Consider the following 14,539-nt stretch of genomic DNA (forward strand, 5'->3'; position numbering starts at 1 on the left):
TTTTCTGGCCGCCCCTGCAGTTCAGTTCCAGTCGAGGATCACTTTCCCCGATTGCCCGGTGCGCATATCGTCAAATCCTCGCTGAAAATCATCTATACCATAGCGGTGGGTGATCACCGGCGACAGATCCAGTCCCGATTGCAGCAGTGCCGCCATCTTGTACCAGGTTTCAAACATCTCACGGCCATAGATACCTTTGATAAACAGCCCCTTGAAGATAACCTGATTCCAGTCAATTGACATTGATGCCGGAGGAATACCCAGCATCGCAATGCGCCCGCCATGGTTCATCACATCCAGCATGGAGCGAAACGCATCAGGGACGCCGGACATTTCCAGCCCGACATCGAACCCTTCCGTCATCTCCAGCGCATGCATCACCTGCGGCAGACTCTCTTCGCTGATGTTGACCGCCCGCGTCACCCCCATCTGTCGCGCCAGTCCCAGGCGATACTCATTGACGTCGGTGATCACCACATGGCGCGCCCCCACGTGACGGCAGATAGCCGCCGCCATAATACCAATCGGGCCCGCGCCGGTGATCAGAACATCTTCCCCTACCAGGTCAAAGGACAATGCGGTGTGAACGGCATTTCCAAAGGGGTCGAAGATCGCGGCCAGCTCATCGGAAATATTATCGGGGATTTTGAAGGCGTTCACCGCCGGGATAACCAGATATTCGGCAAAACAGCCCTGACGGTTAACGCCAACGCCAATGGCATTGCGGCACAGATGCGTACGGCCGCCCCGGCAGTTGCGGCAGTGCCCACAGGTAATGTGACCTTCACCCGACACGCGGTCGCCGGGCTGAAAGCCAGCGACTTCCTGACCGACAGCCACCACTTCCCCGACATATTCATGGCCGGTGATCATCGGTACCGGAATGGTCTTCTGCGACCATTCATCCCAGTTATAAATATGCACGTCGGTGCCGCAGATCGCCGTTTTACGGATCTTGATCAGCAGATCGTTATGACCCGGTTCAGGTACCGGAGCATCATGCGTCATCCAGATCCCGGGACGGGCATAGCGTTTTGACAGCGCTTTCATAAGGCCTCCCCACCCGTAATAACGCCCAGTTCTATACCCACCCGGCAAAAAGCGTCGACCGCCTGTTCTAACTGGGCCTGGGTATGCGCCGCCGAGATCTGCGTCCGTATCCGTGCCTGTCCTTTCGGCACCACCGGATAACAGAAGCCGGTAACAAAAATCCCCTCCTGCTGCAGCCGGGCCGCAAAGGTCTGTGCCAGCCGGGCATCGCCCAGCATGACCGGGATAATTGCGTGGTCGGCCCCGGCAAGCGTAAACCCGGCCGCGCTCATTCTTTCACGGAAATAGCCCACGTTATCCCACAGCCGCTGACGTAAGCCCTGCCCGTCTGCCAGCATCTTCAGGACCTCAAGGGAGGCGGTCACAATGGCGGGTGCCAGCGAGTTCGAGAAAAGGTAAGGTCGCGAGCGCTGCCTCAGCCACTCCACCACCTCTTTTTTCGCTGCCGTATAGCCGCCTGAAGCGCCGCCAAGCGCTTTACCCAGCGTGCCGGTGATAATATCTATCCGCCCCATCACGCCACAGTGCTCATGACTGCCGCGCCCCTGCGTTCCCACAAAGCCGACGGCGTGGGAATCATCGACCATCACCAGCGCCCCATACTGGTCAGCGAGATCGCAAATGCCCGTCAGATTAGCAATCACCCCGTCCATGGAGAACACGCCATCAGTGGCAATCAAAATATGACGTGCGCCGTCGGCCCTGGCCTGCTGAAGACAGGCCTCCAGTTCAGCCATATCATTATTGGCATAGCGATAACGGCGGGCTTTACACAGCCGGATGCCGTCGATAATCGAGGCATGATTCAGCGCATCAGAGATGACCGCATCTTCTGGCCCCAGTAAGGTTTCAAATAAGCCGCCATTGGCATCAAAGCATGAAGAGTAGAGGATGGCTTCCTCCATGCCGAGAAACGTCGCTAACGCCTGCTCCAGCTGACGATGGATGTCCTGTGTTCCGCAGATAAAGCGTACTGAGGCCATGCCGAATCCGTGGCTGTCCATGCCGTCTTTCGCCGCAGCAATCACTGCTGGATGGTTCGCCAGTCCCAGATAATTATTGGCGCAGAAGTTCAGTAACTCACTGCCATCTGCCAGGACGAGGGTAGCCTGCTGAGCCAGCGCAATGTGTCGTTCCCTTTTAAATAACCCCTCCTGCTCTGCGCCGATCAGTTGGGTCGAAAGCTGCTGATAGAATTCCTGAGTCACCTTATTCTCCAAATCAATGTTTTCTCAAAACAGATAACTAAAATTGAAGCACAGGGATGATGATATACGCGGAATAATCTGTTTTTTGCAGCATAACTCACGGAAAGCAAACTTCATTTCCCCCCGTTGCAGACTCCTCTGGCTGTCGACTTTGCGATGAGATGTTATGATATGAATCATTAGCGTGTGGAACCTCCTGTTCCACCCCACATTTTAGGGTTGAAGCTCATGATTATCGTCACTGGCGGTGCTGGATTTATCGGTAGCAATATCATTAAGGCGCTGAATGATAAGGGTCACACCGACATTCTGGTGGTGGACAATCTGAAAGACGGCACTAAATTCGCCAATCTGGCGGATCTGAATATTGCCGACTACATGGACAAGGAAGACTTCCTCATCTCCATCCTGGCGGATGAAGACTTTGGTGATGTAGAAGCCGTATTCCACGAAGGTGCATGCTCTTCCACCACCGAGTGGGATGGGAAGTACATGATGGATAACAACTATCAGTATTCCAAAGAGCTGCTGCACTGGTGCCTGGAACATCAGGTTCCCTTCCTGTATGCCTCTTCCGCCGCAACCTACGGCGGCCGTAACAGCGACTTTATTGAAGAGCGTCAGTTTGAAGCGCCTCTCAACGTTTACGGCTATTCCAAAATGCTGTTTGACCACTACGTGCGTAATATCCTGCCGGACGCGCAGTCGCAGGTGTGTGGTTTCCGCTACTTCAACGTCTACGGTCCACGTGAAGGGCACAAAGGCAGCATGGCGAGCGTGGCATTCCACCTCAATACCCAGTTGAACAACGGCGAAAACCCGAAACTCTTCGAAGGCAGCGATGGATTCAAACGTGACTTTATCTATGTTGAAGACGTCGCATCAGTGAACCTGTGGTTCTGGGAAAATGCCGTATCGGGCATCTTTAACTGTGGCACCGGCCGCGCCGAATCATTCCAGGAAGTGGCTGATGCCGCCCTGAAGTACCATCAGAGCGGCGAAATTGAGTACATTCCTTTCCCGGAAAAGCTCAAAGGCCGCTACCAGGCATTCACGCTGGCAGACCAGACCAAACTGCGCGCCGCCGGGTATGACAAACCGTTCAAAACCGTTGCTGAGGGCGTGGCTGACTACATGGCCTGGCTAAACCGTAACGCGTAAGAGGCACCGTCCGGGAATGAAAATTCTGGTTATCGGCCCGTCGTGGGTCGGCGATATGATGATGTCACAAAGTCTCTATCGCACCCTGAAGGCCGAACATCCTGATGCCGTGATTGACGTGATGGCACCCGCGTGGTGCCGTCCACTTCTGTCACGGATGCCGGAAGTGAACGAAGCCCTGGCCATGCCGCTGGGGCACGGTGCGTTGCAGGTTGCCGAGCGCCGCCGCCTGGGTAAAGCGCTCAAGGTTAACGGCTACGATCGTGCCTATGTTCTGCCTAACTCGTTTAAGTCTGCGCTGGTGCCGTTTTTTGCCGACATCCCCCGTCGCACCGGCTGGCGCGGGGAAATGCGTTACGGGTTGTTAAACGACCTGCGACGGCTGGATAAAACCGCTTTCCCGCTGATGGTGCAGCGCTATGTTGCGCTCGGATACGACAAAGCGCGTATCCATAGCGCCAGTGACCTGCCGCAACCTCTGCTGTGGCCGCAGTTAACCGTTAATGAAGCGGAAAAACAGACCACAGCTCACACCTTCGATCTCGCCTCCGGGCGGCCGATGGTCGGGTTTTGTCCGGGCGCTGAATTTGGTCCGGCCAAACGCTGGCCACACTATCACTACGCCACGCTGGCACAGAGCCTGATCGATCAGGGCTATCAGGTGGTGCTGTTCGGCTCGGCCAAAGACCATGAAACCGGACAGCAGATCCAGGCTGCACTGGCAGAAGATGCCCGCCAGTACTGCCGTAACCTGGCAGGAGAAACGCAGCTGGAGCAGGCTGTTATTCTGCTGGCGGCGTGCGATGCCGTCGTCAGCAATGACTCCGGGCTGATGCACATCGCCGCCGCGCTCGATCGGCCACTGATTGCACTGTATGGGCCCAGCAGCCCGGACTTCACCCCACCGTTGTCAGCGAAAGCCCGCGTGATCCGTCTGATTACGGGTTACCACAAGGTTCGTAAAGGAGAGGCCGACGAAGGTTATCACCAGAGCCTGATCGATATTACGCCAGAGCGTGTCCTGCACGAACTGGCAACGCTTTGCCCACGGCCTGGAGTCTGAATGCGGGTTCTGATCATTAAAACATCTTCAATGGGGGATGTCCTTCACGCATTACCTGCCCTGACGGATGCCATGCACGCCATCCCTGAGATCCGGTTTGACTGGGTCGTGGAAGAGGGTTTTGCCCAGATCCCTTCCTGGCATCCTGCCGTCGACCGGGTATTACCGGTGGCTATCCGTCGCTGGCGTAAACACTGGTTTGGTAGCCAGGTGCGGGAAGAACGCGTCGTCTTCAAACGTGCGCTGCAATCTCGCGAGTACGATGCCGTTATCGACGCCCAGGGACTGATGAAAAGTGCGGCCCTGGTGACCCGGCTGGCAAAAGGTGAGAAACACGGTCAGGACAGCCGCAGCGCACGTGAGCCCTTCGCCAGCTGGTGGTACGACAAACGCCATGAAGTCAGTAAACAGCAGCATGCCGTACAACGTACCCGCGAGCTTTTTGCTAAAAGTCTGGGATATGAGCTGCCCGCTACCACCGGCGATTACGCCATCGCACAGCATTTTACGCAGGCGTTACCTGCTGATGCAGACCGCTATCTGGTGTTTCTTCACGCTACCACTCGCGATAATAAGCACTGGCCGGAAGATCACTGGCGCGAGCTGATTGGGTTAATGCAGCCTTCAGGTTTAAAGATTAAATTGCCCTGGGGGGCGGAGCATGAGCATCAGCGGGCAGTGCGGTTGGCTGATGGCTTCGACTTTGTTGAGGTGCTGCCCAGGCTCACGCTGGAGCAGGTGGCACGCACGCTAGCTGGTGCAAGGGCCGTCGTGTCGGTAGATACCGGTTTGAGCCACTTAACCGCCGCGCTCGACCGACCGAATATTACGCTCTACGGCCCTACCGACCCGGGGTTGATTGGAGGATATGGGAAGAATCAGTACCCCATAATTTCCCCTGAAAAGAGTATGACGACACTCAGCGCTGAACATATATGGCGTGTAATACAGCAGGTTATATGATGAAAAAACTTCACATTATTAATTTGGGAAAAATGGGGGGCGTTGAAACCCTTTTCCTACAATACATAAAAGAAAATAAAGGCGATAGCATTATATGTATTGGCAATGACATCGGTGAAGAAATCAAACGCCAGATGCCAAAAACGAAAGTACTTTTTGCAAGTAGAATATTTAATAAATTTAAGTTCCGTTGGCCGCAGTTTTTAAGAAAGCATCTTCTTCAGTTAAAAATTAAGTGTGTTGATGCGGACATCATCATTGTTTGGGATTTGGTTCCAGGAATAGCAACCAAACCAAAACGAGGGAAGCTAATCTATTACGATCACGGTTGTTCATGGCGATATGAAAAAAATAAAAAAACACTACATTTTTTTTCAATGGTAGATGGTGTCATATCGGTCTCACATGCGTCAAAAAGAGTGATGGAATCACGTTTTGAGCTTCAATGCGTCCCCAGCGTTGTTAAAAATCGCATAAATAAACCGGAAGGCATTAGTACAGCGACTAAAATGGCTGGGATTCCCCTGAGGCTTGGGACAGCATCACGCCTTGTAACATTAAAAGGGATAAGTGTAATATTATTAACCATGCAAGAGCTTATTCTTCGTGGGCATAATGTATTACTGGAAATTGCTGGCAAAGGTCCTGACATTGAATTATTCGAGCAACTTTCAAATTCTCTTAACTTGAAAGATAAAGTGGTTTTCAGCGGATTTCAACACAGGATGGCTGATTTTTATAACAGAACAGATGTTTATCTCAGCACGCCAATAACAGAGCCCTTTGGCCTTTCCGCAATGGAGGCTTTGTATTTTGGAATTCCGGTAATTTTTCCTTTCGTGGATGGGCAGCCAGAAGCTATTGAAGACGATGTTTGTGGTATTGGAATAATTCCTTCAGTAAGTGTATCTGAACATAAAAAATTAACAGGTATTGAGATCGACTTCCCCCACGATGTTTATGATCCAATGAGCGATATGCTCATCAAACCCAAACTCATTTCACACATTGAATGTGCAGATGCTGTAGAAAGGCTAATGTCTCATGATACCTATACGAAGATGAGTCAAAATGCGAAAAACCACACATCTAAAAACTTAAATTATCATCTTTTCCAGAAAGAGTTTGAAAATACGCTTAAGTTTTATGTTGAACAATAACACTCTAACTACCAGGTTTTTCTCTTATACAAAAAGAGAAATCAGATAGTATAAAATCCAACAATGTAAATAAAAATCATGATGAATAGTAATGTAACAAAATCATCTGTAACAACAGTTTTAGTTTTATGGCTAAGTTGTATATCATTGTCTTCAGCACTGGCGGCATCGACCATTTGCCGTAATGCACTTTACCTTGCAGCAATGATTTCTTTGGTTGATTTTTTTATAAAAAAGACCCGACTACAATTTAATCAGGCGATTCTCATCATGATGATCGCACTACTACTAAGCATATCAATTTACTTACCTACCGTTCTTCATAGTTCTTCGACTTTTCATGATATTGATATGAATTATAGAGAGACTGCCAAAAGACTTTTTCTCGGCGTCATAATAGGTTCCTATTTGATATCTCATCGGGATAAAATATCCAGCCAAGGGTGGAATGGTGCTTACTTTTGGATATTTATAGGTTTTATCTATACTATCATAGTTGCGTTTAAGCTATCTGTACCAAATATGCGACTGGAAATAAAAACCGTTGCTACAATGACAGCTTATGTTTTTGCTGTTCTTGCCCTTGCTGCAACTTATATTGCACTGAAGACTAAGGGATGGGTTAGAGTAACCTCAGTACTTGTAATAACATTCTTAAGTATTTATATACTGCTGCTGACTCAAACGCGTTCAGTACTACTGACATACCCTATCTTATTGTTAGTAATTTTGATAAAAGAAAGGTTTTTTACAAAGAGAAACTCACTTTTATTCTTAATAACGTTAATTCTATCAACATTCATTCTGCCCACAAAATTCGACCAGGCAATAAAAAGAATTGACCGATCAATTATTGAATACAAAGAATATCAAAAAAACAATGACAGCACTTCACTCGGCTCACGCTTTAGTATGTGGAAGGCTGGTTTTTCTACAAACACTATTAGTTTGTTAGGAAAAAGCGCGGATCAACGTGATACCCTGGTACGTAAATACATCAAAAAATATGAAAACAACAATCATGAGGCATTACGGGTAATAAAATACCACTACCATAATGACTTGCTTGAAGCGGGTACTTTAAGAGGGGTGATTGGATTTGCAATTCTCTTGCTTTTCTATTTTTTTACTATTTCAGCGTCGAAAAAATTCACTGGTAACTTTAACACTGCTCTTTTCTTAATTACCCCAACCATCTTGTATGGTAGCAGCGACTCATTATTGATTGATCATCGATACACTACAATTTTAATATTATTAATTCCGTTTTACCTTTGCTCCGATGAATTAAAAAGCAAAGATAAAACCGAAAAAATTACCACTACGAATAAATAAGCGAGGTAGTTTTAATGACAATTCTCATTACCGGCGGGGCAGGATATATTGGCTCACATACAACATTGGCCCTGCTTGAGCAAGATTATGATGTAGTAGTGCTGGATAATCTTGTTAATGCATCACCTGCTGCACTAGAGCGCGTAAAAGAAATAACTGGACGTTCTATATCCTTTTATCATGGTGACATTAACGAAACGGCTGATTTGCAAAAAATATTCTCCAGCCATGATATTTCTGCAGTAATACATTTTGCAGGTCTTAAATCTGTCGGTGAGTCCGTATTAAAACCGCTGGAATATTATAAAAATAATGTTACTGGCACGCTTGTTTTATTAGAAGAGATGCGTAAAGCACAGGTTAGAAACTTTATATTTAGTTCATCAGCAACAGTTTACGGCACGCCTGAATCTATACCTTTATGCGAAACATCTCGCACCGGAGGAACGACCAATCCGTATGGAACCTCTAAACTCATGGTGGAAAAAATACTTCAAGATTTTTCCTCTGCGCACCCAGAATTTAGCATTACTATGCTGCGTTATTTTAATCCCGTGGGCGCTCATGAATCAGGATTAATTGGTGAAGACCCTAAAGGAATTCCAAATAATCTGATGCCTTATATATCCCAAGTCGCAAGTGGGAAGCTACAACAACTGGCTATCTTCGGTAATGACTATCCAACCATTGATGGTACTGGTGTGCGTGATTATATTCATGTCATGGATTTAGCAGAGGGGCATATCAAAGCACTTGAACATATTAATACACAAAATGGGATTAAGACTTATAATTTAGGTACTGGCGTAGGTTACTCAGTGCTACAAATGCTTCAAACTTTCGAAAAAGTATCTGGCCGATGTGTGTCCTATAAATTTATGCCCCGTCGAGACGGGGATATTGCAGAATGTTGGGCAGATGCTCGACTGGCGGAACAAGAACTTGGCTGGAAAGCCCAACGTGGCCTTGAAGAAATGATGCGCGATGCCTGGAACTGGCAGCAAAAAAACCCTACAGGATTTAAGCAATAATTTAACCAGAGCTGGTCACACCGGTGACTGGCTCTGGTTAAGCATTGAGTTTACCATCTGATAAACATAATCCGTTGATATAGCTCTCAGAGGTTTATTCGCATCCGTTACCTTTGCGTCGGTCAGCGGAAGATAGATATATTGGTGGAGCTGCTTATCCTGGTAAGGTCCGCTGCGACGAGGATCCTCTGTTACGAACAGGCTTAACGTAGGTGTCTTTAGTGCGATGGCAAGATGAAAAGGTCCTGTATCTCCTGTAACCAGCAAATCCATAGAACCTATTATCCCCAAAAGCTCAGGCAGCGTTGTCTTACCGATAAAACTGGTGATATTTTCAGCTGTAGTCGTATCAATATATGCCATAAAACTTTCAGCTAAATGTATTTCCTCGGCTGAACCAATCAATACTACTTCTATATTTGGATTATTACGAATCAGAGTCGTCGCAAGGTTTGCATAATATTCTGGAGGCCAACAACGGATCAATGACGAAGCCCCAAGCTGGAAACCTATACGCTGATAGCCTTCAGTTTTCTTAACTTTTGCATAATCACATGGTAGCACCATATCTACAACATCAGTTGAACAGCCTAACGCAGAAATGAGTTTCATTTTTCGGGCAATAACATGCTCGTCAAAGTCATCCAGCCCATAAGTCACCCAACGGTTCATTTTTCCTAAGGGTTTGGCATAGTTGTCGCGTACAATAAAACGACAGCCCGAAAGTGCGGCACTCACTATATCGTAAGGCATATGAGAATGCAGTAAAACTGCCAGTTCCGGCTCTTTCTTTTTTGCTTCTTTGATTAGACGGGGCATACCACTGACTTTGTTATTCCAGAAAATAACGTCATCATAATCATCGCGTTGGGTGAGTAGATTTTTATACTTGGGATGCGCAACAAGTGTAATTTTTGCTTTCGGATAACGAAGTCGAATAGCATGTATAGCTGGCGAGTTGAACATATAATCGCCAAGTGCTGTTGTAGAATAAATCAGAACACTGGAAAATTCCGTATTCTTCAGCTGCCCCTCTTTTTTTTCGCTATTTTTAGCATGAGGGCATAACAAAGTGAGTAGGAAATCACTCAGACCAATTTTTATTTTTTTAGACTCTCTCATTTCGCGCCCATCTTATCCCAATAATATTCTGCTAGTGTTTTTCCCACCGTACGTTCAGAGAGCCAGCTAAAGAGCTGTTCCAGATCCTGGTACAAACGTTCAATATGTTGCTCTGTTGCAAATGTGGGGCTTCCGCCCGGCATAAACTCAGAAGAGTGCAGCATGAATTCAACGTAATCATGTCCCTCATCCAGCGACTGCCGCACAACCCGTTTCATGCTCTCAACATTGCCGCCTGAAGGTCGCAGCCAGTTTACGGAGGGTGAACGTCGCTTACCCCGCAAACGGTCATACCCACTCTTCAATGAATTCATTAAGTCAGAATGTTTGTACTGGATAGTCATTGGGACTTCTAACAGTGATGACGTTCCAGCTCGCGCAATATTTTTTTCATCCATGAAGTAGGCGTGTGAAGGGAAATCGCGATAGTTTGTCCCCCCTTTCCCTTCTGGATTACCCGGGGAAAACTGCCAGTTAACTTTTGGCGTCACAGAACAATCAACCACGTAGCCGAACTCGATCAACAGGGCTGCATAATATTCATTAAAGGCCCAGCGCCCGGCACGATGACTCAGCATTTTCGTCTGAAACGTGTCTTCCAGCAAGCGGGTCATAAACTCAACCTTACTGCGGATCAGCCCGGCTGGGTATTCAATCAGGTACGGTTTATAACGCCAGTCATCATCCGTCAGCGGATCAAGCGGCGGGCTGTTCCACGCGTGCAGATGCATCCCAACCTCGCCGGTTCCACGCGCAATAACATCCCGCGCAAACGCAACATAGTCATTATCCACTGCCATCTCATAGTTAGTCAGATACACCGGCTTGAAGGCATACTTTTCACACAGCGCCTGAAATCGCGGGAGATAATGGGTGTTTTTGGTCGAAATGAGGTTGTGGTTTTCCCACAGGTTATCACCCTCCGTATCGATGGTAATAATGAATGCTGGTTTGACCATGGATATAGAACCTGAATTATGCTTTTGGCCTTATGTTACGCAGCCCCTTTGCTCAGAGCAAATGACTTTGCATGCAGTCGCCCACTTGCTTACCCGCATGGGTAAAACCGAGCAGTGCTAGCCACGATGCCATTGCTCCATTAGAATTCACCTTCTGTATCCTGGAAAGCAATACATCATGAATTCAGCCCTTGTTCCCCTGCCAAAACGCATTTTGGTTATTAAACTCCGTCATCATGGCGATATGTTGCTCACGACACCGGTCATTAATACGCTGAAGCAAAACTGGCCGGAGGCAGAAGTGGATGTGCTGCTATATCAGGAAACCAGAGAGATGCTCTCTGCCAACCCCTGCATCGCCCGACTGATATCCATCGACCGGCAGTGGAAGAAGCTTGGTCCTGCTGTCCATGTAAAGCAAGAATGGGCGCTTTTGCAGCAGCTGCGCGCACGCCAGTACGATGTAGTGATTAATCTGGCAGACCAATGGCGCAGTGCGCTCGCGGCACGCTGGACCGGTGCAAGGATCAGACTCGGCTTTGATTTCCCCAAACGGCAGGGAGCATTATGGCGCTTCTGCCATACAAAGCGGGTCACGGTTGCCGGACATGGTCAGTTGCATACCGTTGAGCAAAACCTTTCGCTGCTTAAACCCTTGGGCGACCTGGCGTACACCACTCAGGTCACAATGAGTTATGAGGCCCGCGACTGGCAGCACGTTGAAAAATTACTTCATCAACACGCTGTTGTGGATCATTTCATTGTGGTTCAGCCGACTTCGCGGTGGTTCTTTAAATGCTGGACGGAAGCTAAAATGGCGGCCACTATCACCGCTCTGCAAAAAGAAGGCTATACGTTGGTGATCACATCAGGCCCTGACAAGCGAGAGCAGGAAATGGTCGCGGCCATTATGGATAATTGTCCGAAAGAACGGGTGATTTCACTGGCAGGCCAACTCACTTTACGCCAGCTCGCAGCGCTCATTGATCATGCACGTCTTTTCCTTGGGGTAGACTCTGTTCCGATGCACATGGCCGCTGCGCTAAACACGCCTTACGTGGCCCTTTTCGGCCCAAGCAAACTGACGCTATGGCACCCGTGGCAGGGAAAAGGGAAAACCATATGGGCAGGTGACTATGGCACCCTGCCCGACCCGGATAATGTGGATACAAAAACCAGTGAACGTTATCTTGATTTAATCCCCACTGAAGCCGTAATCAATGCAACAAGGGAGCTCCTGAAATGAAGCCGTTTCGTCTGGCGCTGGTACGCCAAAAATATCGTCCGGATGGGGGCGCCGAACGCTTTATTTCTCGTGCGTTACTCGCGCTGGAAAAAAAAGACCTTGAGCTTAATGTGATTACGCGCGAATGGCAGGGTGACATTCATCCTGACTGGCATATCCATTTATGTAACCCGCTGAAGCTGGGCCGCATCAGCCGGGAACGGGGCTTTGCCTCAGCAGCAAGAGCGATCTGGCAGCGTGAGAATTTTGATCTGGTACAGAGTCATGAGCGTATCGCTGGCTGTGATATCTATCGTGCAGGGGATGGGGTACACCGCAACTGGCTTCTTCAGCGGGCGCGTCAGCTTCCCGCCTGGCGTCGTACTCTTATGTTTAACAGTCCCTATCATCGTTTCGTGATGCAGGCAGAAAAAGACATGTATTCAGCCCCAGAGTTGAAAGCAGTGATCTGTAACGCGGAGATGATTAAACGCGAGATAGTTGAGCAGTTTCAGGTGGCGCCAGAAAAAATCACCGTTATCTACAACGCTATCGATCACCACACCTTTCAGCCTGCAGATATCGCCCTTAAGCGTCAGTTGCGCCAGGCATATCAGTTACCAGAACAGGCGCATTGCCTGATTTTTGTCGGCTCTGGTTTTGAAAGAAAGGGACTGGAAGCCGCTATTCGTGCGATTGCACCGACAGAGAGTTACCTGATGGTGATCGGGCGGGATAAAAATCAAAAAGCCTATCAGGCGCTTGCCGGATCTCTGGGCTGCCAGTCGCGGGTTCGTTTTATGGGCGTTCAGAAAAGCACCCTGCCATTTTATCAGGCCGCAGATGCCCTGTTATTACCCACCCTTTATGATCCTTTTCCCAATGTCATTCTCGAAGCCATGGCCTGCGGTTTACCCGTTATTACCAGCGATACCTGCGGTGGTGCTGAATTTATCAACGAGGGCATCAATGGTTTTGTCACCGATGCGCTGGACGTTCCCTCGCTGACGGCGGCAATTCGGCAGTTGCCACTTGAGGCGCTTGGCTCTGCAATGGGCCACTCTGCGCGGGAGAAAATTCTGCCTTACCATCCTGCGAGCCTTTCGTCACAATTGATCGACCTTTATCAAAGAGTATTAACTCAATGAAAAGCCATATTTTGTTTATCATCGATGGGCTGCCCGGTGGCGGCGCAGAAAATGTCACCCTCACGCTGGCAAAAGGTATAGCGCAGCGCGGCCACACCGTCACGCTTCTCTCTTTAAGTGACCGACTTGACTATGAAATACCAAAAGAAATCAATTATATAGTTGATAAAGATGCCGGAGGGAAAGGGCCATTACGTAAACTTTGTGAATTGAGAAGGCGTGCTGCTTCAGTGGACCGTTTATTACCTGCGCTTTTTCTTCAATATGGCAAACCCAGCCTGGTGATCAGCAGCCTGCACAAAACAGATCGCATTGTGGTGCGCTCTCGCGTACTCAGAGCCTGTAATCTGTGGTTATGTGTTCACGGCATGTTCTCACGATCGTATCTGGGTAATAAAACCGGTTTCAGCCGCTGGCTAAAAACAAACAAAATAAAAAAAGTATATAAAAACCGCAATGTTATCTCTGTCTCAGATGCCGTTGGTGAAGATTTAGTCAGCAATATAGGACTGAAGCCCAACACGATAATGACTATATACAATCCGTTCCATCTTGATGAAATTACTGCGCGTGCGGCTTTAAGCAATCCCTATGAACACGAATCCTATATTACTCATGTGGGCCGATTTCATCAGGTGAAAAGGCACGATCGTTTATTAGAAGCTTTTTCGCTGGCCAATCTGCCCTGCAAGTTAATTATCATTGGCCAGGGAGAAGCTGACGTCACCCAAAAAATTCAGGACAAGGTATTACAACTCAATTTGCAGGATAACGTTATTTTCACCGGCTTTATCAGCAATCCGCTACCGGTGATTAAAGGGGCTAAAATGGTCGCCCTGAGTTCAGATAGCGAGGGATTACCATCTGTACTTATTGAAGCACTCATTTGCCATACGCCGGTCGTCAGTACAGCCTGTCCGGGTGGCGCTTCTGAGATTATGACCGGTGAACTTCAACCTTTCCTGGCAGAGTTAACCAGTTCCTCACTGGCAGAGAAAATGCGCCAGGCATGGTATTCGCCTCCGGTTATTCGCGAAGAGATGTACAATAAATTCAGTTATGACATCATTATTGATCGATACTTATCACTACAAAAATGATAAGTATCGTTTAC

At 48.2% G+C, this 14,539-nt stretch carries 13 protein-coding genes; 9 read left to right on the forward strand and 4 right to left on the reverse strand.

Annotation, left to right across the window (positions count from 1 at the left end; translation table 11 throughout):
* Positions 1-21: 21 nt before the first annotated feature.
* Both tdh and kbl read right to left on the reverse strand, forming a co-directional pair.
* Positions 22-1,050, reverse strand: coding sequence for an L-threonine 3-dehydrogenase (gene tdh / locus K6L24_RS20920; RefSeq protein WP_222681800.1), 1,029 nt, complete (start codon positions 1,048-1,050; stop codon positions 22-24).
* Positions 1,047-2,258 (reverse strand): glycine C-acetyltransferase, encoded by a 1,212-nt coding sequence (kbl, locus tag K6L24_RS20925; RefSeq protein ID WP_222681801.1) that lies wholly within the window; start codon positions 2,256-2,258, stop codon positions 1,047-1,049. The genes tdh and kbl overlap by 4 nt, the downstream gene beginning before the upstream one ends.
* Positions 2,259-2,486: 228 nt before the next feature.
* On the opposite strand from kbl, the gene rfaD reads away from it, so the two are divergent.
* The 6 genes from rfaD (at position 2,487) to galE (ending at position 8,971) form a co-directional block, all read left to right on the forward strand.
* Positions 2,487-3,419 carry an ADP-glyceromanno-heptose 6-epimerase gene (gene rfaD, locus K6L24_RS20930; RefSeq protein ID WP_118665070.1) on the forward strand — a complete coding sequence of 311 codons (933 nt, stop codon included), beginning with the start codon at positions 2,487-2,489 and terminating at the stop codon, positions 3,417-3,419.
* 16 nt (positions 3,420-3,435) lie between these two features.
* Positions 3,436-4,482, forward strand: a complete 1,047-nt coding sequence (rfaF, locus tag K6L24_RS20935) for an ADP-heptose--LPS heptosyltransferase RfaF (RefSeq protein ID WP_062746891.1) — start codon at positions 3,436-3,438, stop codon at positions 4,480-4,482.
* The gene (gene rfaC / locus K6L24_RS20940; RefSeq protein ID WP_118665074.1) at positions 4,483-5,445 is read left to right on the forward strand and encodes a lipopolysaccharide heptosyltransferase RfaC; all 963 of its coding nucleotides are present in this window, start codon (positions 4,483-4,485) and stop codon (positions 5,443-5,445) included.
* Positions 5,445-6,605, forward strand: coding sequence for a glycosyltransferase family 4 protein (locus K6L24_RS20945; RefSeq protein ID WP_222682349.1), 1,161 nt, complete (start codon positions 5,445-5,447; stop codon positions 6,603-6,605). The genes rfaC and K6L24_RS20945 overlap by 1 nt, the downstream gene beginning before the upstream one ends.
* A 78-nt stretch (positions 6,606-6,683) precedes the next feature.
* Positions 6,684-7,940, forward strand: a complete 1,257-nt coding sequence (locus K6L24_RS20950; protein WP_191928185.1) for an O-antigen ligase family protein — start codon at positions 6,684-6,686, stop codon at positions 7,938-7,940.
* Between the two features lie 14 nt (positions 7,941-7,954).
* Complete coding sequence (galE, locus tag K6L24_RS20955; RefSeq protein ID WP_222681802.1) at positions 7,955-8,971, forward strand: UDP-glucose 4-epimerase GalE; 1,017 nt, start codon at positions 7,955-7,957, stop codon at positions 8,969-8,971.
* Between the two features lie 15 nt (positions 8,972-8,986).
* Here galE and K6L24_RS20960 read toward each other — a convergent pair whose 3' ends face one another.
* Together K6L24_RS20960 and K6L24_RS20965 are read right to left on the reverse strand one after the other, a co-directional pair.
* Complete coding sequence (locus K6L24_RS20960; protein WP_222681803.1) at positions 8,987-10,093, reverse strand: glycosyltransferase family 9 protein; 1,107 nt, start codon at positions 10,091-10,093, stop codon at positions 8,987-8,989.
* Positions 10,090-11,052 carry a polysaccharide deacetylase family protein gene (locus K6L24_RS20965; RefSeq protein WP_222681804.1) on the reverse strand — a complete coding sequence of 321 codons (963 nt, stop codon included), beginning with the start codon at positions 11,050-11,052 and terminating at the stop codon, positions 10,090-10,092. Before K6L24_RS20965 ends, K6L24_RS20960 begins: the two co-directional genes overlap by 4 nt.
* 178 nt (positions 11,053-11,230) lie before the next feature.
* Here K6L24_RS20965 and rfaQ point away from each other — a divergent pair, with 178 nt between their 5' ends.
* Genes rfaQ through K6L24_RS20980 form a run of 3 tightly spaced genes read left to right on the forward strand, consistent with a single transcriptional unit; the run spans position 11,231 to position 14,525 of the window.
* Positions 11,231-12,298 carry a putative lipopolysaccharide heptosyltransferase III gene (gene rfaQ, locus K6L24_RS20970; RefSeq protein ID WP_222681805.1) on the forward strand — a complete coding sequence of 356 codons (1,068 nt, stop codon included), beginning with the start codon at positions 11,231-11,233 and terminating at the stop codon, positions 12,296-12,298.
* Complete coding sequence (locus tag K6L24_RS20975) at positions 12,295-13,425, forward strand: glycosyltransferase family 4 protein (RefSeq protein ID WP_191928190.1); 1,131 nt, start codon at positions 12,295-12,297, stop codon at positions 13,423-13,425. The genes rfaQ and K6L24_RS20975 overlap by 4 nt, the downstream gene beginning before the upstream one ends.
* A complete protein-coding gene (locus K6L24_RS20980; protein ID WP_062746907.1) occupies positions 13,422-14,525 on the forward strand; it encodes a glycosyltransferase in 1,104 nt (367 codons plus the stop codon). Before K6L24_RS20975 ends, K6L24_RS20980 begins: the two co-directional genes overlap by 4 nt.
* Positions 14,526-14,539 lie beyond the last annotated feature (14 nt).

The organism is Erwinia persicina, assembly GCF_019844095.1.
Taxonomy (GTDB): domain Bacteria; phylum Pseudomonadota; class Gammaproteobacteria; order Enterobacterales; family Enterobacteriaceae; genus Erwinia; species Erwinia persicina.

Excerpts from the sequence above, each read along its gene's own strand:
- tdh (WP_222681800.1), bottom strand. The coding sequence starts at position 1,050 with ATGAAAGCGCTGTCAAAACGCTATGCCCGTCCCGGGATCTGGATGACG.
- rfaD (WP_118665070.1), top strand. The coding sequence starts at position 2,487 with ATGATTATCGTCACTGGCGGTGCTGGATTTATCGGTAGCAATATCATT.
- rfaF (WP_062746891.1), top strand. The coding sequence starts at position 3,436 with ATGAAAATTCTGGTTATCGGCCCGTCGTGGGTCGGCGATATGATGATG.
- rfaC (WP_118665074.1), top strand. The coding sequence starts at position 4,483 with ATGCGGGTTCTGATCATTAAAACATCTTCAATGGGGGATGTCCTTCAC.
- K6L24_RS20945 (WP_222682349.1), top strand. The coding sequence starts at position 5,445 with ATGAAAAAACTTCACATTATTAATTTGGGAAAAATGGGGGGCGTTGAA.
- K6L24_RS20950 (WP_191928185.1), top strand. The coding sequence starts at position 6,684 with ATGATGAATAGTAATGTAACAAAATCATCTGTAACAACAGTTTTAGTT.
- galE (WP_222681802.1), top strand. The coding sequence starts at position 7,955 with ATGACAATTCTCATTACCGGCGGGGCAGGATATATTGGCTCACATACA.
- K6L24_RS20960 (WP_222681803.1), bottom strand. The coding sequence starts at position 10,093 with ATGAGAGAGTCTAAAAAAATAAAAATTGGTCTGAGTGATTTCCTACTC.
- K6L24_RS20965 (WP_222681804.1), bottom strand. The coding sequence starts at position 11,052 with ATGGTCAAACCAGCATTCATTATTACCATCGATACGGAGGGTGATAAC.
- rfaQ (WP_222681805.1), top strand. The coding sequence starts at position 11,231 with ATGAATTCAGCCCTTGTTCCCCTGCCAAAACGCATTTTGGTTATTAAA.
- K6L24_RS20975 (WP_191928190.1), top strand. The coding sequence starts at position 12,295 with ATGAAGCCGTTTCGTCTGGCGCTGGTACGCCAAAAATATCGTCCGGAT.
- K6L24_RS20980 (WP_062746907.1), top strand. The coding sequence starts at position 13,422 with ATGAAAAGCCATATTTTGTTTATCATCGATGGGCTGCCCGGTGGCGGC.